Annotated in this window: 22 protein-coding genes; 8 read left to right on the top strand and 14 right to left on the bottom strand. The window is 69.7% G+C overall.

Annotated elements, in window-relative coordinates; genetic code table 11:
* The 10 genes from ACXRVZ_RS25265 to ccmA form a co-directional block, all read right to left on the bottom strand.
* Positions 1-206 (bottom strand): hypothetical protein (locus tag ACXRVZ_RS25265; RefSeq protein WP_458232969.1); only part of this gene is annotated, 206 nt, incomplete at its 3' end.
* On the bottom strand, positions 203-1,552 hold the full coding sequence (chrA, locus tag ACXRVZ_RS25260) for a chromate efflux transporter (protein ID WP_457423200.1): 1,350 nt from the start codon (positions 1,550-1,552) through the stop codon (positions 203-205). The genes chrA and ACXRVZ_RS25265, both read right to left, overlap by 4 nt.
* A 40-nt stretch (positions 1,553-1,592) precedes the next feature.
* Entirely contained in the window at positions 1,593-2,225 is a 633-nt protein-coding gene (locus ACXRVZ_RS25255; RefSeq protein ID WP_457423198.1) for a tetratricopeptide repeat protein, read from the bottom strand.
* Positions 2,222-2,590, bottom strand: a complete 369-nt coding sequence (locus ACXRVZ_RS25250) for a cytochrome c-type biogenesis protein (protein ID WP_457423196.1) — start codon at positions 2,588-2,590, stop codon at positions 2,222-2,224. Before ACXRVZ_RS25250 ends, ACXRVZ_RS25255 begins: the two co-directional genes overlap by 4 nt.
* The gene (locus ACXRVZ_RS25245; protein WP_457423194.1) at positions 2,583-3,110 is read right to left on the bottom strand and encodes a DsbE family thiol:disulfide interchange protein; all 528 of its coding nucleotides are present in this window, start codon (positions 3,108-3,110) and stop codon (positions 2,583-2,585) included. The genes ACXRVZ_RS25250 and ACXRVZ_RS25245 overlap by 8 nt, the downstream gene beginning before the upstream one ends.
* Positions 3,107-5,047 carry a heme lyase CcmF/NrfE family subunit gene (locus ACXRVZ_RS25240; RefSeq protein ID WP_457423192.1) on the bottom strand — a complete coding sequence of 647 codons (1,941 nt, stop codon included), beginning with the start codon at positions 5,045-5,047 and terminating at the stop codon, positions 3,107-3,109. Before ACXRVZ_RS25240 ends, ACXRVZ_RS25245 begins: the two co-directional genes overlap by 4 nt.
* A complete protein-coding gene (gene ccmE, locus ACXRVZ_RS25235) occupies positions 5,044-5,463 on the bottom strand; it encodes a cytochrome c maturation protein CcmE (protein ID WP_457423190.1) in 420 nt (139 codons plus the stop codon). Before ccmE ends, ACXRVZ_RS25240 begins: the two co-directional genes overlap by 4 nt.
* A gap of 100 nt (positions 5,464-5,563) precedes the next feature.
* Positions 5,564-6,316 (bottom strand): heme ABC transporter permease CcmC, encoded by a 753-nt coding sequence (gene ccmC / locus ACXRVZ_RS25230; RefSeq protein WP_457423188.1) that lies wholly within the window; start codon positions 6,314-6,316, stop codon positions 5,564-5,566.
* Complete coding sequence (ccmB, locus tag ACXRVZ_RS25225) at positions 6,316-6,978, bottom strand: heme exporter protein CcmB (RefSeq protein WP_457423186.1); 663 nt, start codon at positions 6,976-6,978, stop codon at positions 6,316-6,318. Before ccmB ends, ccmC begins: the two co-directional genes overlap by 1 nt.
* The gene (gene ccmA, locus ACXRVZ_RS25220) at positions 6,978-7,598 is read right to left on the bottom strand and encodes a heme ABC exporter ATP-binding protein CcmA (protein WP_457423184.1); all 621 of its coding nucleotides are present in this window, start codon (positions 7,596-7,598) and stop codon (positions 6,978-6,980) included. Before ccmA ends, ccmB begins: the two co-directional genes overlap by 1 nt.
* Before the next feature lie 123 nt (positions 7,599-7,721).
* Here ccmA and ACXRVZ_RS25215 point away from each other — a divergent pair, with 123 nt between their 5' ends.
* A complete protein-coding gene (locus tag ACXRVZ_RS25215; protein ID WP_457423182.1) occupies positions 7,722-8,597 on the top strand; it encodes a caspase family protein in 876 nt (291 codons plus the stop codon).
* Here the strand turns inward: ACXRVZ_RS25215 and ACXRVZ_RS25210 are convergent.
* Complete coding sequence (locus ACXRVZ_RS25210) at positions 8,594-9,283, bottom strand: outer membrane protein (RefSeq protein WP_457423179.1); 690 nt, start codon at positions 9,281-9,283, stop codon at positions 8,594-8,596. The genes ACXRVZ_RS25215 and ACXRVZ_RS25210 overlap by 4 nt on opposite strands.
* Positions 9,284-9,421: 138 nt before the next feature.
* Between ACXRVZ_RS25210 and ACXRVZ_RS25205 the strand changes: the two genes are divergently transcribed.
* The gene (locus ACXRVZ_RS25205; protein ID WP_457423177.1) at positions 9,422-10,468 is read left to right on the top strand and encodes a DUF3500 domain-containing protein; all 1,047 of its coding nucleotides are present in this window, start codon (positions 9,422-9,424) and stop codon (positions 10,466-10,468) included.
* Here ACXRVZ_RS25205 and ACXRVZ_RS25200 read toward each other — a convergent pair.
* The 3 genes from ACXRVZ_RS25200 to ACXRVZ_RS25190 form a co-directional block, all read right to left on the bottom strand.
* Complete coding sequence (locus ACXRVZ_RS25200; protein WP_457423175.1) at positions 10,455-11,456, bottom strand: NADP-dependent oxidoreductase; 1,002 nt, start codon at positions 11,454-11,456, stop codon at positions 10,455-10,457. The two genes, ACXRVZ_RS25205 and ACXRVZ_RS25200, sit on opposite strands and share 14 nt — an antisense overlap.
* On the bottom strand, positions 11,453-12,292 hold the full coding sequence (locus ACXRVZ_RS25195; RefSeq protein WP_457423173.1) for an oxidoreductase: 840 nt from the start codon (positions 12,290-12,292) through the stop codon (positions 11,453-11,455). Before ACXRVZ_RS25195 ends, ACXRVZ_RS25200 begins: the two co-directional genes overlap by 4 nt.
* A gap of 156 nt (positions 12,293-12,448) precedes the next feature.
* Complete coding sequence (locus tag ACXRVZ_RS25190) at positions 12,449-13,054, bottom strand: TetR/AcrR family transcriptional regulator (RefSeq protein WP_457423171.1); 606 nt, start codon at positions 13,052-13,054, stop codon at positions 12,449-12,451.
* A 556-nt stretch (positions 13,055-13,610) separates the two neighbouring features.
* Between ACXRVZ_RS25190 and ACXRVZ_RS25185 the strand changes: the two genes are divergently transcribed.
* From ACXRVZ_RS25185 to ACXRVZ_RS25160, 6 genes are all read left to right on the top strand, one after another.
* Positions 13,611-14,084, top strand: a complete 474-nt coding sequence (locus ACXRVZ_RS25185; RefSeq protein WP_457423169.1) for a rhodanese-like domain-containing protein — start codon at positions 13,611-13,613, stop codon at positions 14,082-14,084.
* Between the two features lie 3 nt (positions 14,085-14,087).
* The gene (gene epsC, locus ACXRVZ_RS25180; RefSeq protein ID WP_457423167.1) at positions 14,088-15,014 is read left to right on the top strand and encodes a serine O-acetyltransferase EpsC; all 927 of its coding nucleotides are present in this window, start codon (positions 14,088-14,090) and stop codon (positions 15,012-15,014) included.
* 49 nt (positions 15,015-15,063) lie between these two features.
* The gene (locus ACXRVZ_RS25175; RefSeq protein ID WP_457423165.1) at positions 15,064-15,987 is read left to right on the top strand and encodes a family 2A encapsulin nanocompartment shell protein; all 924 of its coding nucleotides are present in this window, start codon (positions 15,064-15,066) and stop codon (positions 15,985-15,987) included.
* Positions 15,962-17,944 (top strand): family 2A encapsulin nanocompartment cargo protein cysteine desulfurase, encoded by a 1,983-nt coding sequence (locus ACXRVZ_RS25170; RefSeq protein ID WP_457423163.1) that lies wholly within the window; start codon positions 15,962-15,964, stop codon positions 17,942-17,944. Before ACXRVZ_RS25175 ends, ACXRVZ_RS25170 begins: the two co-directional genes overlap by 26 nt.
* A 160-nt stretch (positions 17,945-18,104) precedes the next feature.
* Positions 18,105-19,001, top strand: coding sequence for a TauD/TfdA dioxygenase family protein (locus ACXRVZ_RS25165; RefSeq protein WP_457423161.1), 897 nt, complete (start codon positions 18,105-18,107; stop codon positions 18,999-19,001).
* A 2-nt stretch (positions 19,002-19,003) separates the two neighbouring features.
* Positions 19,004-20,011, top strand: coding sequence for an ABC transporter substrate-binding protein (locus tag ACXRVZ_RS25160; RefSeq protein ID WP_457423159.1), 1,008 nt, complete (start codon positions 19,004-19,006; stop codon positions 20,009-20,011).
* Positions 20,012-20,384: the final 373 nt, after the last annotated feature.

Raw genomic sequence — 20,384 nt, 5'->3', positions numbered from 1 at the left:
GCCTGCCGCAGCTCGGCGACCGCGCGCTGGCCGGCGGCCGGCAGCGCGCCGCCCAGCCGGCGCTGGGCGGACCAGATCAGCGCGCTGACATAACCCAGCGGCGCGTTGACCGGATAGCGCTCGGCCAGCAGGCGCGCGAGGTCCTGCGTCGAGCTGTGGGCGAGGGCGGGCAGCATCAACGTGGCCAGCAGCTCGCGTCGCCTCATGCGGCCAGGCCCAGAAGCGTCAGCACAAAGCCCAGGCCCGCGCACAGCGCCAGCAGCGGCAGCACGCCGATCTTGAAGCGGAACAGTGCGATGCCGGCGCCCACGGCGATCAGCGCCGAGACCCAGTCGAAGCGCCCGCTCCAGCCTTGCGGCCACAGCACATGCCAGGCGAAGAACATGGCGAGGTTGAGGATGACGCCGACGACAGCCGCCGTGATGGCCGTCAACGGCGCGGTGAACTGCAGCTTGCCGTGGGTGGACTCGATGAGCGGCCCGCCGGCCAGGATGAAGACGAAGGACGGCAGGAAGGTGAAGAAGGTGACCACCGTCGCGGCGGCCGCGCCGGCCAGGAACAGGGCGTCAGGCCCGAACAGCTGCTTGGTCCAGCCGCCGACAAAGCCGACGAAGGCCACCACCATGATGAGCGGGCCCGGTGTCGTCTCGCCCAGGGCCAGGCCGTCGATCATCTGCGTGCCGCTCAGCCACTGGTGCTGCTCCACGGCGCCCTGGTAGACATAGGGCAGCACCGCGTAGGCGCCGCCAAAGGTCAGCAGCGCAGCCTTGGTGAAGAACCAGCCCATCTGCGTCAGCGCGCCGTGCAGTCCGTGGGCGAGCACGAGGCCGGCCATGGCGACGGCCCAAAGCCCCAGGCCGATGACGAGGACGCGCGCCAGCCGGCTGCGGGTGAACAGGGCGTGGGGCGGCGTCGGCGTGTCGTCGTCGATGAGGGCGGGGCCATAGCTCTGCTGCTTGCTGCCATGGCCGCCGCCGGTGGCGAAGACCTGCGGCGCATGCCGCCCGCCGAAGTGGCCGATGGCGGCCGCGCCCAGCACGATGAGGGGGAAGGGCGCGTCCAGCGCAAAGATGGCAACGAAGGCCGCCGCCGCGATGCCCCACAGCCAGCCGTTCTTCAGCGCGCGCGTGCCGATGCGGTGGGCCGCATGCACGACCAGCGCCGTCACGGCCGGCTTCAGGCCGTAGAACAGGCCGGCCACCAGCGGCAGCTTGCCCCAGGCGAGGTAGACCCAGGACAGCGCGACGAGGATGAACAGCGACGGCAGCACGAACAGCGCGCCGGCCACCAGCCCGCCGCGAGTGCGGTGCATCAGCCAGCCGATGTAGGTGGCGAGCTGCTGGGCCTCGGGGCCGGGCAGCAGCATGCAGTAGTTCAGCGCGTGCAGGAAACGCTTCTCGCTGATCCAGCGCCGGCGCTCCACCAGCTCGGTGTGCATGATGGCGATCTGCCCGGCCGGCCCGCCGAAGCTGATGAAGCCGAGCTTGAGCCAGAAGCGCAGGGCTTCCCAGAAGCCGACGGGCTGCGGGCGCGGTGTGGAGATGTCGTTCAAAAGGACCTCGGCGGGCGGGCAGGCGGCAATGTAGCCAGTGTCAGCGCGCCTGAGCCTTCGCAATGTTGTCGCGCAGCGCAACCGCCATGTCGCTGCCCGCCGGCACCTCGGCCAGCACGCGTCGCCAGTAGCCGACGGCCGCTGCCGTGTCGCCGCGCTCCACCGCCGCGCTGCCGAGCAGGGCCAGCGTGGGCACGTGTTTGGGGTCCAGCCTGAGCGCGCGTTGCAGCAGCGCCTCGGGTTCGCCGGCCAGGCCCTCGCCCTTCACCAGGGCCAGCGTGACGGCGTGCTGGCTCAGCGGCTGCGGGTCGCTGGGGCGCAGTCGTTCGAGCTGCGCGTAGGCGGCCAGGGCGTCCTGCGGCCGGCCGAGCTGCTCGTAGGCGCGGGCGAGCAGGGCCCAGCCCTCGGGGTCGTCCGGCGCGCCTTGCAGGCGGTTGGCCAGGCGCTGCACCATCTGCTGCACGGGGTTAGCGGCCACTGGCGGTGGAGCGGGGTTGAGGGCGTCGGGCCGGCCGAGTTGGGCGTAGAGCAGGCCGGCGGCCAGCGGCAGGGCCAAGCCTAGTGCGGCGGCGGTGCGCCAGGCGCGTGGGCCGGCGGGACCGAGCAGGGCCGGCGCCAGCGGCAGCAGCGCGGTGAGCGTCAACGCGGCAGCGGCGAGGAGGAAGAGCGTCATGCCCTGCCTTCTTGCCTGCGGCCGTTGCGCCAATAGACGAGGCCGCCGATGGCCAGCAGCGCCAGCGGCCCGAACCACAGCGGCGCGGTGCCGGCGTGCAGCGGCGGGCGGTAGAGCACCTGCTCGCCGTAGCGCTGCACGAGTTCGGCGCGCAGTTCGTCCTCGCTGCGGCCGGTAGCCAGGCCTTCGCGCAGATGGCGCTTCATGTCGACGGCCAGCGGCGCGTTGGACTCGGCCACGCTCTGGCTCTGGCAGACGACGCAGCGCAGCTCCTGCGCCAGGCGCTCCACGCGCGTGTCGAGGTCTTCGGCGGCATGCGCGGTGAGCGCGGCGGCCAGCAGGGCTGACGCAACGACTTCACGCACCTTGCAGCCTCTTGATCAACGGCAGCAGCCGCTTGTTCAGGTCGTCCGCCGTCACCGGCCCGGTGTGGCGCAGGCGCACGACACCGCGCCGGTCGATGACGAAGGTCTCGGGCACGCCGGTCACGCCCCAGGCCATGCTGCCCTTGCCCTCGGGGTCGCGCCAGGTCAGCGCATAGGGGTTGCCGTGGCGCTTCAGGAAGGCCAGGCCGAGCTCGGGCGTGTCGCGGTAGTCCAGGCCGACGACACGCACGCCGCTCTGCTCGGCCAACTGGCCCAGCACCGGCAGCTCGGCGCGGCAGGGCGCGCACCAGGACGCGAAGACATTCAGCACCCAGACCTCGCCTTTGGGAGCAGGGGTGTCGCCGTCCAACCGTTCCAGGTTGAGCGCGGGTGCCGGCTTGCCGATCAGGGGTGACGTGGGTTCGGCCTGCGCGTCGCGTTGCAGCAGGCCGCGCGCCAGCAAGGCCACGAGGGCGGCGGCGCCGAGCAGGGGCAGCAGGGCGGCAAGGCGGAGCTTCATGGGGTCGACAGTGTGGGAGCGATGAGAGGTGTGGCGGTTTCAGTGGCGGCTTGGGTCTTCGGCCTGCGGCGGTGGGCGAACACGCCCCAGACGCCGCCGCCGGCCATGGCCAGCACGCCCATCCAGACCCAGGCCATGAAGGGCTTGACCTGCACGCGCAAGCCCCAGCGGCCGTCGGCATCGGCGTCGCCGAGGCTGACATAGACATCACGCCAGAGGCCGCGCGAGATGAAGGCCTCGGTCATGGCGACCTGGCGGCGGCCATAGACGCGTTTCTCGGGCGTCAGCAGGAGAGGGCTGTCGCCACGGTGCCAGCTCAGCGTGGCGCGCGCGGCGCGGTAGTTGGGGCCGTCCACCGCGTCCAGCTTCTGGAAGACAAGTTGGTGGCCCGCCACGCGCGCCTGCTCGCCGGGGGCCAGGGTCAGGTCGTGCGCATGCTCCAGGCTGCGCACCAGCGTCACGCCCAGCACGAAGACGGCGATGCCGCCATGCGCCAGCCACAGCGGCGCGCCGTGCCGCCAGGCCGCGCGCTGGCGCCAGGCCAGGGCCAGCGTGCCGCCCAGCGCCCACAGGCCAGTGGCGATGCCGGCGGCCATCCACAGCGTGCCTTGCAGGCTCAAGGCAAGCACCGCGGCGCCAGCCAGCGCGGCGAGCGCCAGCGGCAGCAAAGGCTTGGCACGCTGCAATGCAGCCAGCCGCCAGCGCGCCAGCGGCCCGATGACGAGCAGCGCCACCAGGGGCAACATGATGGGCGGGAAGACGGCGTCGAAATAGGGCGCGCCGACCGACAGCTTGGTGCCGCTGATGACCTCGGCCGCCAGCGGGTAGAGCGTGCCCAGCAGCACCGTGGCGGTGGCCGTGGCCAGCAGCAGGTTGTTCAGCAGCAGCAGCGATTCGCGCGAGCCCAGCGAGAAGGACTCTGCCGGTGGCGCGCGGTGGGCGCGCCAGGCATAGAGCGCCAGGGACCCGCCCACCGACACGGCCAGCAGCACCAGGATGAAGAGGCCGCGCGCCGGGTCACTGGCAAACGCGTGGACCGAGCTGACCACGCCCGAGCGCACGAGGAAGGTGCCCAGCAGCGACAGCGAGAAGGCCAGCAGCGCCAGCAGCAGGCTCCAGCGCAGGAAGCCCGGCCGCTTCTCGGCCACGGCCAGCGAATGGATGAGGGCCGTGCCCAGCAGCCAGGGCATGAAGGCGGCGTTCTCGACGGCGTCCCAGAACCAGAAGCCGCCCCAGCCCAACTCGTAGTAAGCCCAGAAGCTGCCCAGGCCGATGCCCGCCGTCAGCGCCGACCACGCGGCCAGCACCCAGGGCCGGGCCCAGCGCGTCCAGCGCGGCGAGATCTCTTCCTCCAGCAGGCCCGCCACGGCGAAGGCAAAGCCGACCGCGAAGCCGACATAGCCCATGTAGAGCAGCGGCGGGTGGGCGGCCATGCCGGGGTCTTGCAGCAGCGGGTTCAGGTCACGGCCGTCCAGCGGCGCGGGCAGCAGGCGCGCGAAGGGGTTGGACGTGAAGGCGATGAAGGCCAGGAAGCCGGCGGCAATGGCGCCCAGCACGCCCTGCACCCGCGCGGCGAAGGGCTCGGGCAGAGCGGCGCTGCGCCAGGCCACGGCCGCGCCCCAGGCGGCCAGGATCCACACCCACAGCAGCAGCGAGCCCTCGTGGCCGCCCCAGGTGGCGGTGATGCGATAGCCCAGCGGCAGCTCGCTGCTGGCATTGGCGGCCACGTAGGCGACCGACATGTCCAGCGCGACAAAGCTGCCCACCAGCGCGGCCAGCGCGGCGCTGACGAGACCGAAGCTCACCACGGCGAGCGGCCGGCCCAGCGCCATCCAGCGCGTGTTGCCGCGTTGCGCGCCCCATAGCGGCAGCACCGTCTGCGTGATGGCGACCGCCAGCGCCAGCAGCAGCGCGAACTGACCCAGCTCGGCTGTCATTTCGCGGAGGCCCGCTTCAACGCCGCAGCGGCTTCGGGCGGCATGTAGTTCTCGTCATGCTTGGCCAGCACCTCGTCGGCGACGAAATGCAGTCCCGAGAGACGTCCTTGTGCGACGACGCCCTTGCCTTCGCGGAACAGGTCCGGCACCTGGCCCCGGTAGCTGACGGCCACGTTCTGCACGCCGTCGGTGACCGTGAAGCGCAGGCCGCCTGCCTCGCGCTGCACCGAGCCCGGCGCCACCAGGCCGCCGAGACGGAAGCGCTTGCCGGCCGGCGCCTCGCCACGCGCGATCTCGCTGGGCGTGACGAAGAAGACGAGGTTCTGGCTGAAGGCCTTCAGCACCAGGCCGCCGGCCAGCGCCAGCAGGGCCAGCATGGCCAGCAGGCCCAGCAGGCGTTGGTGGCGGGGCTTCATCGCGCGGCCTTTCTGAGCGTCCACAGCTCAAGCGCAATGCCGATGGCCACGGCCGCGAGCGAGATCCAGACGAAGGCGCCGTGTTCGCCGAACAGCTCTGTCATGCCAGGCTCCCGATGGCGCGCGGCCAGCGTGTTTCGGAGTCGACGCGCGCCTGCAGCAGCAGCCGCGCGCGCGTCAGCACCGCCGCGCCGGCATAGGCCCAGAAGCCCAGCGTGGACAGCAGCAGGCCGGCCAGCATCTGCGGCGCAATGCTGCTGCCGCGCAGGTTGATGGATGCGCCCTGGTGCAGCGTGTTCCACCAGGTGACCGAGAAGTACAGCACCGGCAGGTTGAGCGCGCCCGCCAACGCCAGCAGCGCGCCGGCCTGGTCGCCACGGCGCGGGTCGTCGGGTGTGTCGACGGCGTGGGTCAGCGCGATGAAGCCCATGTAGAGCAGGGCCAGCAGCAGGGCCGAGGTGAGGCGCGCGTCCCACACCCACCAGGTGCCCCACATCGGCTTGCCCCAGAGCGAGCCGGTGATGAGCGTGAGCACCGCGAACAACGCGCCGGTGGGCGCCAGCGCCCGCATCAACACAAGCGCCAGGCGCGTCTTCCACGCCAGGCCCCACAGCGCCCAGAAGGCCATGGCGCCGTAGCAGACCATGGCGATCCACGCGGCCGGCACATGCAGGTAGAGGATGCGGTAGGTCTCGCCCTGCTGCGCGTCGGTCGGCGCGATGAAGAGGCCCAGGGCCAGGCCGGCGCCTATGCCGAGCACGGCCAGCACCCACAGCACGGGCAGCAGCCGGCCGGTCAGCGGCAGGAAGTGGGTGGGGCTCGCGTAGCGCCAGAGAGGGTGTGGTGAGGTCATCAGTCGAGCATCAAAGAGAGAGCGGCGGCCGTGGCCCAGGGCGCCAGCGCCAGCAGCACGGCCAGCCAGGCGCCAAGCAGCAGCAGGGCCGAATCGGCGTTGGCGCCGCCATTGGCCGCCGCCGTGCCGAAGACGAGCACCGGCACTTGCAGCGGCAGCAGCAGCAAGGCCAGCAGGCCGGCCCCGGCGCGCGCATGCAGCACCAGCGCCGCGCCCAGGCCGCCCAGCAGTGCCAGCGCCGGTGTGCCGAGCAGCAGACTGAGCGCGAGAGGAAGCGGGTCTTCAACGCCAAAGGCCAGCGCCAGCAGGGGCGCCAGCAGCACAAGAGGCAGGCCGCTCAGCGCCCAGTGCACGGCCAGTTTGAGAGCGACGGCCAGCGGACGCGGCAGCGGCGACAACCACCACTGCTCCAGGCTGCCGTCGGCCAGGTCGGCGGCGAACAGGCGCGGCAGCGACAGCAGGCTGGCCAGCAGCGCGGCAATCCACAACAGGCCCGGCGCCAGCTCGCGCAGTCGTGCGGGTTCAGGCCCCAGGCCGAGCGGGAACATCAGCGCCACGCCGACGACGAAGGCCAGCGGCGTCAGCCACTCGGCCGGCTGGCGCAGCGTGCCAGACCACTCCCGCCGCGTGATGGCTGCGGCGGCTTGCAGGGCTGCGCCCATCACAGCCGCCCGAGGCGTAGGTTGCGAACGCTGCGTTTGAGCGGCAGGGCCTGGTGGCTGGTGAAGACGGCGCTGCCGCCCTCTTCGGCATGGCGGTCAAGGCGTTGCGCGAGGCGGTCGGCCATGGCCGAGTCCAGCGCGGCCAGGGGTTCGTCCAGCACCCACAGCGGCGCCACCTGCGGCAGCCACAGCTGGGCCAGCGCGGCGCGGCGGCGCTGGCCTTCAGACAGCTGCGCCAGGCGCAGGCCGGCGGCTTCGTCCAGGCCCACCGGCGCCAGCGCGGCCAGCGCCTCGGGCTCGCTGCAGGGCCGCCCGGCCAGGGCCGCGCTGCTGCGCAGTTGTTCGATGACCGAGAGCTGGTCCTTCAGCCCCGGCTTGTGGCCGACATAGAGCAGCGCCTGCCCCACATGCACCCGGCCCGCGCGCGGCGCGCTCAGGCCGCAGATCAGGCGCAGCAGGCTGGTCTTGCCGCTGCCGTTGGCGCCCTGCACCCACAGCAGCTGGCCGGGGTGAAGCGCCAGGTCGACGCCGTCGAACAAGGGCCGCCCGCCGCGCGACTGGCCCACTCGCTGCAGGATCAGCGAGGGCGGGGTTGGCGACAGGACGGAGGCGGTGGACATGCCGGCACTCTAGGCAGCGCGCATCCTCAAGCCAACGAAGCAAAACGATTGAGCTTCTTCATTGCGCGGCGCATGATTCGCCGCCCTTGGCGTCAGGAAGCGCGTATGAGACGGAGACGGCTGTTGCTTGCCTTGCTGTGTGGTGTCGTGGCGTCCTTGGCTGCCTGCGCCGGCTTGCCTCGGATCGGCAGCGGCGGCGGCACCAGGGTCGCGCTGGTCATCGGCAACTCGGCCTACGAGAACGCGCCGGCGCTGACCAACCCGGCCCACGACGTCGCCGACATGTGCGCCGCGCTGAAGCGGGCCGGCTTCAAGGCGATGTGCCACACCGACGTGCGCGACCGCGCCGAGTTCGAGGCACGCGTGAAGGACTACGTCGACCAACTCGGCCCCGACAGCGCCGGCGTGTTCTATTTCTCCGGCCACGGCGTGCAGGTGAGTGGCGCCAATTACCTCGTTCCCACAACGGCCCCGACCCGCAAGGCCGGCGAGGAGGCCCAGCGTCCGCTCTATCCGGTGGCCGAGCTGTTCAACCGCCTGGCGCAGCGGCCCACGCGCTTCCAGATGGTCATCCTGGATGCCTGCCGCACCGAGCTGTTCAAGCCTGGTGCGGGTGGGCGTGGCGTGGGGGCAGCGCCAGTGGCACCGGCAAGCAAGTCCAACCTCGTCCGCGCCATCGAGGCCACCGGCAGCGCGGGCACGGGCCTCGCACCGATCACGAACGCGCCGCGCGCCACCTTCGTGCTTTATGCGACCGGCTCTGGCCGCGCCGCCTTCGACGGCGATGGCCGCAATGGGCCGCTCACCAAGCATGTGCTGCGGCACATGGGCAGCAAGGGTCTGCTGGTGCAGGACTTCATCGGCCGCGTCGTCCAGGGTGTTGAGACCGAGACGCTGAGCAGCTATTACGAGCGCCAGACGCCCTATGTCTATGGCTCGTTTGGCGGCAGGTTCTGCTTTGCCGGCTGCCCGGGCGAGCCGCCGCCGCCGCAACTCTAGAAGCTAACGAGAACCCCGAGCGTGAAGCCCTGCGTGTTGTCGCGGCCGTCCTGGCCGGTTTCGGGGAGGGCGTCCTTGGAGCGCAGCACCTGCATGCGGTAGCCGCCGGTCAGCGTCCAGCGCGGCTGGTCGGTCGTCAGTGCATAGGTCAGGCCCACCTCGGTGAGGCCGTACTCCGCCTTGAACTGGATGTTGTCGCCGGACCGCGTCTTCAGCCGCCCCAGGCCCAGCGAGCCGTAGATGGCCAGGCCTTCGCCGATGGGCGCGCTGGCGCTGACGCCCAGCACCGGGCCCGAGGGCCGGTAGGAGCCCGAGTTGCCGGACTGCGTCATGCCCTTGTAACCCAGCGTGAGCGCCAGGCCGGGCAGGACGCTGTAGGCGAGGTTGGCGTCGAACTCGCTGCGCTTGCCGCTCGTGTTGTCATCGAAGCCGTAGCTTGTCGACGTGAGCGCGCTGAGCGTGCCGCGGAACGCGCCGTAGCGCACGCTGACGCTGGGCATGAGCGCCGTCTTGGCGCTGGCGGTGACTTGCTTGAGCACCCGGCCTGTACCGCTGGGCGCGTAGGTGAACGTCGTCCAGTCGGTGTTCCACGCCCTCAGCCCGGCCGACACGCTCAGGTCAGCGTCCTGCGCCAACGCAGCACCAGCGCTGCACAAGGCCCCTGCGATCAATACAACCCGCTTCATGCCGGCCTCCTTGCCAAAGTCGAAGTGAAGGTAGTCCAAACGCAGGGCGACCGAAAGACCACAGGTGATGAGTCATGGGTTGTATTGGGGATGCCGACAGGGATTGGCTCCGTGCGGTGGCTCGGCTATGTTTGCGCGATGACGTCACGCCGTTCGCTGCTGGTCCTGTCCGCCCTGGCCTTCGCACCGGCACTGTGCGCCCAGACGCCGGGCGCCACGCAGGCGGCGCGGGCCCTCGTCGACGCCACGCCGGCCGCGCAGCGCGCCAGCCTGCTGCTGCCCTTCACCGACAGCGCCCGCAGCGACTGGCACTACACGCCGCGCCGCCGCGACGGCCTGGCGTGGAAGGCCATGGCGCCCGCCCAGCGCGAGACCACGACGGCGCTGCTGCGCACGGCGTTGAACGAGCGCGGGCTGGACAAGGTGCGCGCCGTCATGGCGCTGGAGATCACGCTGCGCCAGCTCGAAGCCTCGGGCCTGTCGCGCGACCCGGAGAACTACGCCGTTGCCCTCTACGGCGAGCCGGGGGCGGTCGCTTGGGGCTGGCGCATCGAGGGCCATCACCTGTCGCTGCATTTCAGCCTGGCCGGCGACCGCCTCGTGGCCACGCTGCCGCAGTTCTTCGGCGCCAACCCGGCCACCGTGGCGCGCGATGTGGGCGGCGGCGCGCCGCGTGCGGGCCTGCGGCTGCTGGGCAATGAGGAGGACCTGGCACGCGCCTGGCTGGCCGGCCTGAGCCCGGCGCAGCGCGCGCGTGCCGTGTTCAGCGCGCGGCCCTTCGGCGACATCGTCAGCGGCAATGCCAGGCGCGCCAGTCCGCTGGATGCCGTGGGCCTGCCCTTGGCCGACATGGACGCCGCCCAGCAGGCCCAGGCGCTGCACTTGATCGCTGCCTTCGCCGACCACCTGCAGCCCGACCTGGCTCAGACGCGGCTGGCGCGCGTGCGGGCCGCGCTGCTGGACACGATCCGCATCGGCTGGGCCGGCTCGCTCAAGGCCGGCGAGCCGCACTACTTCCGCATCCAGGGCGCGCGCTTCCTCATCGAGTTCGACAACTCGGGCGGCAACCATGTCCACTCGGTCTGGCGCGACTTCGACGGTGACTTCGGCCGCGACGTGCTGGGCGAGCACTACCGCCAGGCCGACGGCAGCGCGCATCGGCACCGCGCGGCTACCTCACCTTGATGACCACCTTGCCCTTGGCCCGGCCCGTCTCGACATAGGCCAGCGCCTCGTTGGTCGCCTCGAATGGAAACACCCGGTCGACGACCGGGTGAATCGCACCGGCTTCGACCAGCTCGGTGATCTGGCCCAGCTGTTGACCGTTGGCGCGCATGAACAGGAAGGTGTAGTTCAAGCCAAGGCGGGCCGCCGTTCTTCGGACCTTGGCACTCAGCAGTCGAATGGCGAGCTGCACGAACCACGGCGCACCCTGGCCCTTGGCAAACGCGGGGTCGGGCGGGCCGGAGATGGAGATGAGCGTGCCGCCGGGTTTGAGCACGCGCAGCGACTTCTCCAGCGCCGCCGTGTCCTGGCTGTGCAGCACCACGTCGTAGTCCTTCAGCTGCGCCTCGAAGTCGTCGGTCCTGTAGTCGATGACGACATCGGCGCCCAGGCGCTTCACCAGTTCGATGTTGGCGCTGCTGGTCGTGGTGGCCACCGTGGCGCCGAGGTGCTTGGCCAGCTGGATGGCGAATGTCCCGACGCCACCCGAGCCGGCCTGGATAAAGACCTTCTGACCCTTGCGCAGCCCGGTCTTCTCAACCAGCGCCTGCCAGGCCGTCAAGGCCACCAGCGGCAGCGACGCGGCCTCTTCCATGCTCAGCCCCTTGGGCTTGATCGCGAGGGCCCATTCCTTGACCGCCACCTGCTCGGCGAAGCTGCCGATGCGGAAGTCGTCGGGCCGCGCATAGACCTCGTCGCCCGGCTTGAAGCGCCGCACGCGCGAGCCGACCCGGGTGACGACGCCGGCCACGTCGTGGCCCAGCACCAGCGGCAGTCGGTAGGGCAGGATGAGCTTGAACTCGCCGCTCCTGATCTTGGCGTCCAGCAAGTTGACGCCGGCGGCATGGACGTGGACGAGCACCTCGTCATCCTGCAAGACCGGGTCTTGCACGTCGGCCAGCCGCAACGCGCGGTTCTTGCCGTAGCGGTCGAGGACAAAGGCTTTCATGATGCGCTCGCCAACGACAGTGCGTCGAGCCGCAGGTCGCGTCGAACGCCGGCGTCCACCATGCCGGCGGGCGCGAACGTGCGCAGCAAACGCAGGCGGCTGGCGAGCCCGCCGGCCGTGTACCGGAGCTTCGTGCTCGTGGCGCTGGCGGCTTTCAGCACGACCTCGGCAACGACGCCCGGCTGGTCCGCCGTCGCCATCACTTGCCTGACCCTCTCGGTCACGGCCGCGCGAGCCTCGCGGTACTCGTCGAGCTTGGCGTCGGGCTCCAGGAAGTTCGCATCGAACGGCGTCTTCGTGTAGGCCGGCTCGATGACCGAGACCCGGATGCCTCGGGTGCGCAGCTCATGGTCGAGCGACTCCGAATAGCCTTCGACCGCGTGCTTGGTGGCGGCGTAGAGCGCGCCGTAGGGCATGGGCAGGAAGCCCAGCACCGAGCCGATGTTGAGGATGCGCCCGCTCTTGCACAGGCGCATATGCGGCAACACGGCGCGGGTCATGCGGACCATGCCGAAGAAGTTGGTGTCGAAGATGGCCTGCGCCTGCGCGATGGAGCTCTCCTCCGCGCCGGCCGGCGCCACGCCAAAGCCGGCGTTGTTGACGAGCAGGTCGATGCGACCTTCCACCTCGATGACCTTCTGCACGGCGGCCGCCACCGAATCGTCCAGCGTCACGTCCAGCGCCAGCATCTCAAACCCGCGCTGCCCGGCCTGGCGGCCCTGCCGGCTGGTGCCGTAGACGGTGTAGCCCGCCTTGGCGAGCCGCTCGGCGGTCGCCTGGCCTATGCCCGAGGAGGCGCCCGTCACGAGGGCGACCTTGCTGTTCTTCATGGTCATTGTGTTTCTCCGTCCGCGTGTGGGGTTTTGGAACTCGTCGGCTGACGCGGCGCGCAGCGAGCCCGGTTGGTCGCGCCAGGGACGGCGTCGATGGTGTTTGGCATGATGATCATCATATTTATTGGCGAGCAAAAAGTCGGCTTCCACCGGTGCAGTTCAGCGTTGGGCGGGGAGCAGGCGCTTCAGCGCGGCTTCGAGCAGGTTGTCCGACAGCGCGGGCTCGTCGACGGCGCGCGCCAGCAGCAGCGCACCGACCATGGTGGACAGCGTCACCAGCGCCTGCTCGTGAGCGGCAGCCTGGCCCCAGTCGGGCGACTGGCGGGCGATGAGGTCCACCATGGCTTTGATGTGGCGGGTCGTCACGCGGCGCACCTCGGGTGCCTGGCGCGATGTCTCGGAACCGAGCGCAGCCAGTGGACATCCCAGTTCCACCTGATCGGCATGGCCGCGGGACAGGTAGGCCAGAAGCATGGTCTCCAGGGCCTTGTCGGCTGGCGTGCGGGCCACCACGTCGGCCGCAGCGGCGGCCGACTCGGCGCAGGCCTGGCCGGCCGCTTCCGCCAGCATGGCCTCTCGCGAGGCGAAGTGCGCGTAGAAGGCGCCATGCGTCAGGCCGGCCTCCTTCATGATGTCCGCGACGCCCGTGCCGTCGTAGCCGCTGCGGCGAATGGCCCGCGCGGCGGCTGACACGATGCGCTCGTGTGAAGCCTCCTTGGCAGCGGCCCTGGCGTTGGAAGTTGTTTGTCGCATGACGAGCATCATATTTAAGTTTGGGCAACCACTGTCGTGATTTTTTGCCCACCGGTCATCGATTGGCATCGCGCATGTGGACGACCGAAGGAAGGCCTCGGCCGGGCGCTGGAAGCCGCCGAGACGAAGCCCGACGCCGAGCGTCGGCATTTTCGTCATGAGCTCAGTCATTTTCTTGATCGCTGCGCCGCCGCAGCAGCGTTAAGCTAACGGCTCATCTGCTTGTCTCCTCCTCCCGCCTGGGTGGATTCAACCCTTCGAGCCGCGCTGCGGCCGAAGGGTTTTTTTCTGGTGAAACTGAAGCCGCTCGTCCGGTCCCGCCCCGCTGAACGCGGGCGTTCCCGGCCGGTCCCCCGGGGGCGGCGATGCTCGTGGCATCGAGCCGCGAGCACATCGCCCAAGCGGGCCGGCTTGGGAGCGGCCCGGCGCTCAGCCCGAATGCGCGATTTCATGCGTGGGGGCATTACGCATCCCATAGCGCGCAAAGCGCATAACCGTCCGCGTTTTGCTTCGTTTGCCGAAGAACGCCCGAGGCCTAGCCTTGCTCGGTTTTCGCATGAGACCCGACATGAGTACCTCAGTTCTCGATGAACCCGAAGCCCTGACGCAAGCCCGTGAGGCTGCCCAGGCCGCTGCGCTGACCTATGCGGGCAGCGTGGCGCCGCGCGATGCCTGGGCCCTGGTCCAGGCGGGCCGCGCCGTCCTTGTGGACGTGCGCAGCACCGAGGAGCGCCATTTCGTTGGCCATGTGCCGAGCAGCGTGCATGTCGCGTGGGCCACCGGTACGTCGCTGAACCGCAACCCGCGCTTTGCCAAGGAGCTGGACGCCAAGGTCGGGCCGAAGTCCGGCAACGAGTTGCCGGTGCTGCTGCTGTGCCGCAGCGGCAAGCGCTCGGCGCTGGCCGCCGAGGCTGCCACCAAGGCCGGCCTGGCCAACGTCTTCAATGTGCAGGAAGGCTTCGAGGGCGACAGCGACGACCAGAAGCAGCGCGGCCACTTCAACGGCTGGCGCTTCCATGGCCTGCCGTGGATTCAGGATTGAGAGATGAGCGCCGACCCGACCGACGACTTGGCCGGCATCGTCTCCGCTCTGCGCGGTGCCCGCCGCCGCTGGCGTGAGGAGCATCGCCGCTGGGACGCCGGTGGCCGCGAGCTGCCGTCGCGCGAACTGCTGGCCGTCGTCGTGCAACAGCTGGCCGGCGCGCTGTTCCCGATGCGCCTGGGCCCACCCGACCTGCAGCCCGAGGGCGAGGACTATTACGTTGGCCACACGCTGGGCGCGGCGCTGTCGCGGCTGCGCCAGCAGGTGGCGCTCGAGCTGGGCCATGACGCGCGGCTGCGCGGCGTCGAGGCGCCGCCCTACAACGAAGCAGCCGAGCGCGTGGCTCACTTCGCGGCCCGCCTGCCCGCCGTGCGCGAGCTGCTGGACAGCGACGTCATCGCCGCCTTCCAGGGCGACCCCGCCGCGCGCAGCGTCGATGAAGTGCTGCTCTGCTACCCGGGCCTGCATGCCCTCATCAGCCACCGCCTTGCGCACGAGCTCTATCGCCTGAGCCTGCCGCTGATCGCGCGCGTCATCGCCGAGCTGGCGCATGCCCAGACCGGCATCGACGTCCATCCCGGCGCGCAGATTGGTGCGGGTTGTTTCATCGACCACGGCACCGGCGTTGTCATCGGCGAGACGGCCGTGCTCGGCCAGCGTGTGCGCATCTACCAGAACGTCACGTTAGGGGCCAAGAGCATCCCTACCGACGAAGCCGGCCACGCCCACAAGGGCCAGCCGCGCCACCCGCTGGTGGAGGACGACGTCGTCATCTACGCCGGCGCCACCGTGCTGGGCCGCATCACTATCGGCGCCGGCTCGGTCATAGGCGGCAACGTCTGGCTGACGCGCAGCGTGCCGCCCGGCAGCCAGATCTCGCAAGCCTCGCTGCAGGCCTCGCAAGCTGCCTTCCAGGACACACGCTCCTGAAGCCCTTCTTTCATTCTCACCACCACCCCCGACCGGAGCCCTTTGATCCATGGCTGATCCCACCCAACTCGCGCTCAGCGACACCGCTGCGCGCCAGCTTGCGAACGCGACAAAAACCGTCCCGCAGCTCTCCACCATCACGCCGCGCTGGCTGACGCATCTGCTGCAGTGGATCCCGGTGGAAGCCGGCATCTACCGCCTCAACAAGGTGGCCGACCCCGAGGCCGTCAAGGTCGCCTGTGCCAAGCGCGACGAGGCCGAACTGCCCGTCACCTTCGCAGATTACGACGCGGCGCCGCGCGAGTACTTCCTGAACGCCGTGGCCACCGTGCTGGACGTGCACACCCGCGTGTCCGACCTCTACAGCAGCCCGCACGACCAGATCAAGGAGCAGCTGCGCATCGTCATCGAGACCATCAAGGAGCGCCAGGAATCCGAGCTGATCAACAACCCCGACTACGGCCTGCTGGCCAACGTCGCGGACGAGCAGCGCATCTCCACGCTGACCGGCGCGCCTACGCCCGATGACCTGGACGACCTGCTCGGCAAGGTCTGGAAAGAGCCCGCCTTCTTCCTGACCCACCCGCTGGGCATCGCCGCCTTCGGCCGCGAGTGCACGCGCCGTGGCGTGCCGCCGCCCACCATCAGCCTGTTTGGCAGCCAGTTCCTGACCTGGCGCGGCATCCCGCTGATCCCCAGCGACAAGGTGCCCGTGAACGACGGCAAGACCAGCATCATCCTGCTGCGCGTGGGCGACAAGCGGCAGGGCGTCGTCGGCCTGTATCAACCCGGCCTGCCGGGTGAGCAGGGCCCGGGCCTGTCGGTGCGCTTCATGGGCATCAACCGCAACGCGATTGCCTCCTACCTGATCAGCCTGTACTGCTCGCTCGCGGTGCACAGCGACGACGCGCTGGCCGTGCTCGAAGACGTGGAAGTGGGCAAGTACCATGAGTACCCTGACACCTACCGCTGACGTGGTCGAGAGCCCGTTCGACGTTGCGTCACTGGCCAGGCTGGCCAACGAGCTGTTCGGCAGCTTGAGCACGGGGTCCGCCCCGTCGCTGCAGCCGGTGCAGTCCGCCGGTGGCCTCAACGTGCCGTCCAACCCGCTGCCCGGTGGCGTGCCGAGCGGCCCGCTGCCCCAGCCCACCACCACGCAGTTCGGCGGCTTCGGCGCTGCGGCGCCCGGCCTCAACCTGGCGCCCACCGGCCCCGACCAAGCCGCTGCGCTGGCGCGTCCGTCACCGGCTCGCGCGCCCCACGCGCAGGCCGGCAACGGCGTGCCCGATGTGCTGCTGACCAGCGTGCCGGGCATCGACGGCCGCAGCGGCAGCCAGTTGCTGGGCGTGCCGCAGCAGATCGCGCCATCGCAACGCGAAGCCGTGCCTGGTTCCACAAGTTCGGGGTACTACTTCCTCGAGCAGGCTGGCGCGCCGCAGGCACAGGCTGCCAAGGGTGTGCCCGACGTGCCCAACGTTGCGCTCACCAGCGTGCCCGGCGTCGGCAGCGCCCAGGCGCCCGCTGTGCCGCAGCAGTTCGCGGCGCCGTCGCTACGCGAAGCCGTGCCTTCGGGCTACTACTTCGTCGAGCCCGGCAGCGTCGCGTCTCAGCAGCCTTCGCTCTATATGCTGGATCTGCAGCCACGCCACCCCGGCGCAGCAGGCCATCACGCCGGTGAGCTACCGAACAAGCACCAGCTGCAAAGCCAGCGCCAGCCCTTCGACGTGAACGCCATCCGGCGGGACTTTCCCATCCTGTCGGAGCGCGTCAACGGCCGTCAGCTGGTGTGGTTCGATAACGCGGCCACGACGCAGAAGCCCAAGGCCGTCATCGACCGCCTGACCTACTTCTACGAGCACGAGAACAGCAACATCCACCGCGCCGCCCACACACTGGCGGCACGGGCGACGGATGCCTACGAAGGTGCTCGCAAGACGGTGGCCCAGTTCGTCAATGCGCGCTCGGCGGACGAAGTCATCTTCGTGCGCGGCGCCACCGAGGCCATCAACCTCGTGGCCAACACCTGGGGCGAGCAGAACGTCGGCGAGGGTGACGAGATCGTCGTCTCCCACCTGGAGCACCACGCCAACATCGTGCCCTGGCAGCAGCTCGCTGCGCGCAAGGGTGCGCACCTGCGCGTGATCCCGGTGGACGATAGCGGCCAGGTCATCCTCAGCGAGGCGCAGAAGCTCCTCGGCAGCCCGCGCGCCAAGCTGCTCGCCGTGACGCAGGTCAGCAATGCCCTCGGCACGGTCGTGCCGGTGCAGGAACTGGTCGGCATCGCGCAGCGGCAGGGCGTGACGACGCTGGTGGACGGCGCGCAGTCGGTGTCCCACCTCGCGGTGGACGTGCAGGCCATCGGTTGCGACTTCTTCATCTTCAGCGGCCACAAGATCTTCGGCCCCACCGGCATCGGTGCGGTCGTCGGCCGCAAGGAGGTGCTGGACGCCATCCCGCCCTGGCAGGGTGGCGGCAACATGATTGCTGACGTCACGTTTGATCGCACCGTCTTCCAGCCGGCACCGGCGAAGTTCGAGGCCGGCACGGGCAACATCGCCGACGCTGCGGGTTTGGGCGCCGCGCTGGACTACGTCTCGCGCATCGGCCTGCACCACATCGCCCGCTACGAGCACGATTTGCTGGCCTACGCGACGGAAGCCATCCGCCCCATCCCGGGCTTGCGGCTCATCGGTACTGCGGCCGACAAGGCCAGCGTGCTGAGCTTCGTGCTGGCCGGGCACGAGACGTCGGCGGTGGGCAAGGCGCTGGCGGAGGAAGGCATCGCGGTGCGCTCCGGCCACCACTGCGCCCAGCCCATCCTGCGCCGCTTCGGCGTGGAAGCCACCGTGCGGCCGTCGTTCGCGTTCTACAACACCTGCGACGAGATCGACCATCTCGTCTCGGTGGTGCGTCGCCTGGCTCGCGCCTGACGCGGGTCACTCCTTCGAAGGCGCAATGCATTCGTGCATTGCGCCTTTTTTCATTCGCAGGCTGCCCAAGCTCGCTGGCCGCATAACGGTCCTTGCTTTGCTTCGTTCGCCGACGAAGGCCCCGGCCCTGGCCTTGTGTGGTTTTCGCATGAGGGCCGCCATGAGTGCCACAGTTTTCGAGGAACCCGCCCAACTGGCGCGTTCACAGCACATCGAGATCCGCCCGCTGCCGGGCAGCTTCGCCGCCGAGGTCGTCGGCCTGGACCTGCGCCAGCCGCTGGCCGAAGAGGACTTCCGCCGCATCCACCGCGCGCATCTGGACCACCATGTGCTGGTCTTCCGCGACCAGCGCATCAGCCCTGAGCAGCAGGTTGCCTTCAGCCGCCGCTTCGGCCCGCTGCAGATCCATGTGCTGCACCAGTTCCACCTCAAGGGCTACCCGGAGATCCTCATCGTCTCCAACATCGTCGAGAACGGCCAGCCGGCCGGCTTGGGCGACGCGGGCCACTTCTGGCACTCCGACCTCTCGTACAAGGAAACGCCCAGCCTTGGCTCCATGCTGCTGGCCCAGGAGCTGCCCAGCGATGGCGGCGACACGCTGTTTGCCGACCAACACGCCGCCTGGGAGGCGCTGCCGCCCGAGTTGAAACAGCGCGTGCGCAAGCTGCGCGCCGAACATTCCTACCTCGCCAAGTATGAGGAGCTGCGCGAGCGCAGCCCCTGGCGGCCCAAGCTCAGCGACGAGCAGGTGGCGCAGGTCAAGCCGGTCGTCCACCCCGTCGTTCGCACCCACCCCGAGACCGGGCGCCTGGGCCTGTTCGTCAGCGAGCACTTCACGACCCGCATCGTCGACCTGCCCGACGACGAGAGCCGGGCGCTGCTGGCCGAGCTGTTCGCCTACGGCTCGGCGCCCGAGCTGCAGTACCGCCACCGCTGGCAGCCGCACGACATGGTGTTCTGGGACAACCGCTCCGTCACCCACCTGGCCGCCGGCTGCCCGCCCGAGCTGCGCCGCCACCTGCACCGCACCACCATCGAGGGCGACACGCCTTTTTGATCATGACCCTGAACAAGACCCTGCGCCGCCTGGCGCTCTCCATCCTCATCGCCTTGCCACTCGCCGCACAAGCCGAAGGCCGCATCCGCATCGCCGAGCAGTTCGGCATCGTCTACCTGCTGCTGGACGTGGCCAAGGACCAAGGGCTCATCCAGAAGCATGGCAAGGCGCAAGGCCTGCCGGAGGTGCAGGTCGAGTTCATCGAGCTCTCGGGCGGCGCGGCCGTCAACGAGGCGCTGCTGTCCGGCGGCATCGACATTGCCGGCGCAGGCGTCGGCCCGCTGCTGACGATCTGGGACCGCACGAATGGCAAGCAGAACGTGCGCGGCGTGGCGTCGTTAGGCAATTTCCCGTACTACCTCGTCAGCACCAACCCGGCGGTGAAGACCATTGCCGACTTCGGCGACAAGGACCGCATCGCCACGCCCGCCACCGGCGTGTCCGTGCAGTCGCGCATCCTGCAGCTGGCCTCTGCCAAGCTGTGGGGCGATGCCCAGTTCAACAAGCTGGATCGCCTGCAGGTGGCGCTGCCTCACCCGGAGGCGACGGCCGCGCTCATCAAGGGTGGCACCGAGATCAACGCCCACTTCGGCAATCCGCCGTTCCAGGACCAGGTGCTTGCGGGCAATCCTTCGGCGCATGTGGTTTTGAAGAGCTATGACGTGCTGGGCGGGCCGGCGTCGGCGACGGTGCTGTACGCGACGGAGAAATTCCGCAAGGACAACCCGAAGACGTATCGGGCGTTTGTGGATGCTTTGTCTGAGGCGGCGCGGCTGGTGAAGGCGGACCCCGAGAAGGCGGCTGACATCTACCTGCGTACCAACAAGAGCAAGGTGGATCGGGCGCTGCTGCTGAAGATCATTCGCAATCCGGAGGTGGAGTTCAAGTTGACGCCGGAGAACACGTTTGCGCTGGCGGATTTCATGCATCGGGTGGGCGCCATCAAGAACAAGCCAGCGTCGGTGAAGGACTACTTTTTTGATGATGCGCATTTGGTGGGAGGGAGTTGAGGCTTGCTGGTTTGCTGGTTGCTTTTGCGAAGAGCCTGTTTGACTCGGTGCATTGCCGGGGGTCCGTCCCGGCGGCCGGGTAACTTTCTTCTGCGGGGCCAGAAGAAAGTCACCAAAGAAGAGGCCCTGAACCGCACACGACCGCGACGCCGCCAAAAGCGGCGCGCGAAAACACTCAGCGCGGTTTAAGGCAGACGCGAACCGCTGCGCTCTCGCTGCTGTACTTGTGACGAGTTCCATGGCGCGCCACTTCAAGCCGCCTAACGCCGGCTGCACGCCGGGCTCACCATGAACCGCCGCGTCGCTGGGGCGACGCCACAGAGGTGCTGGCAGAGACCGCGTCGCCCTAGCGACGCTGAATTGGGATTGCTCG

Source organism: Roseateles sp. P5_E8, assembly GCF_054177665.1.
The sequence above is the reverse complement of the archived record's forward strand: the minus strand, read 5'-3'. Positions and strand labels throughout refer to the sequence as shown.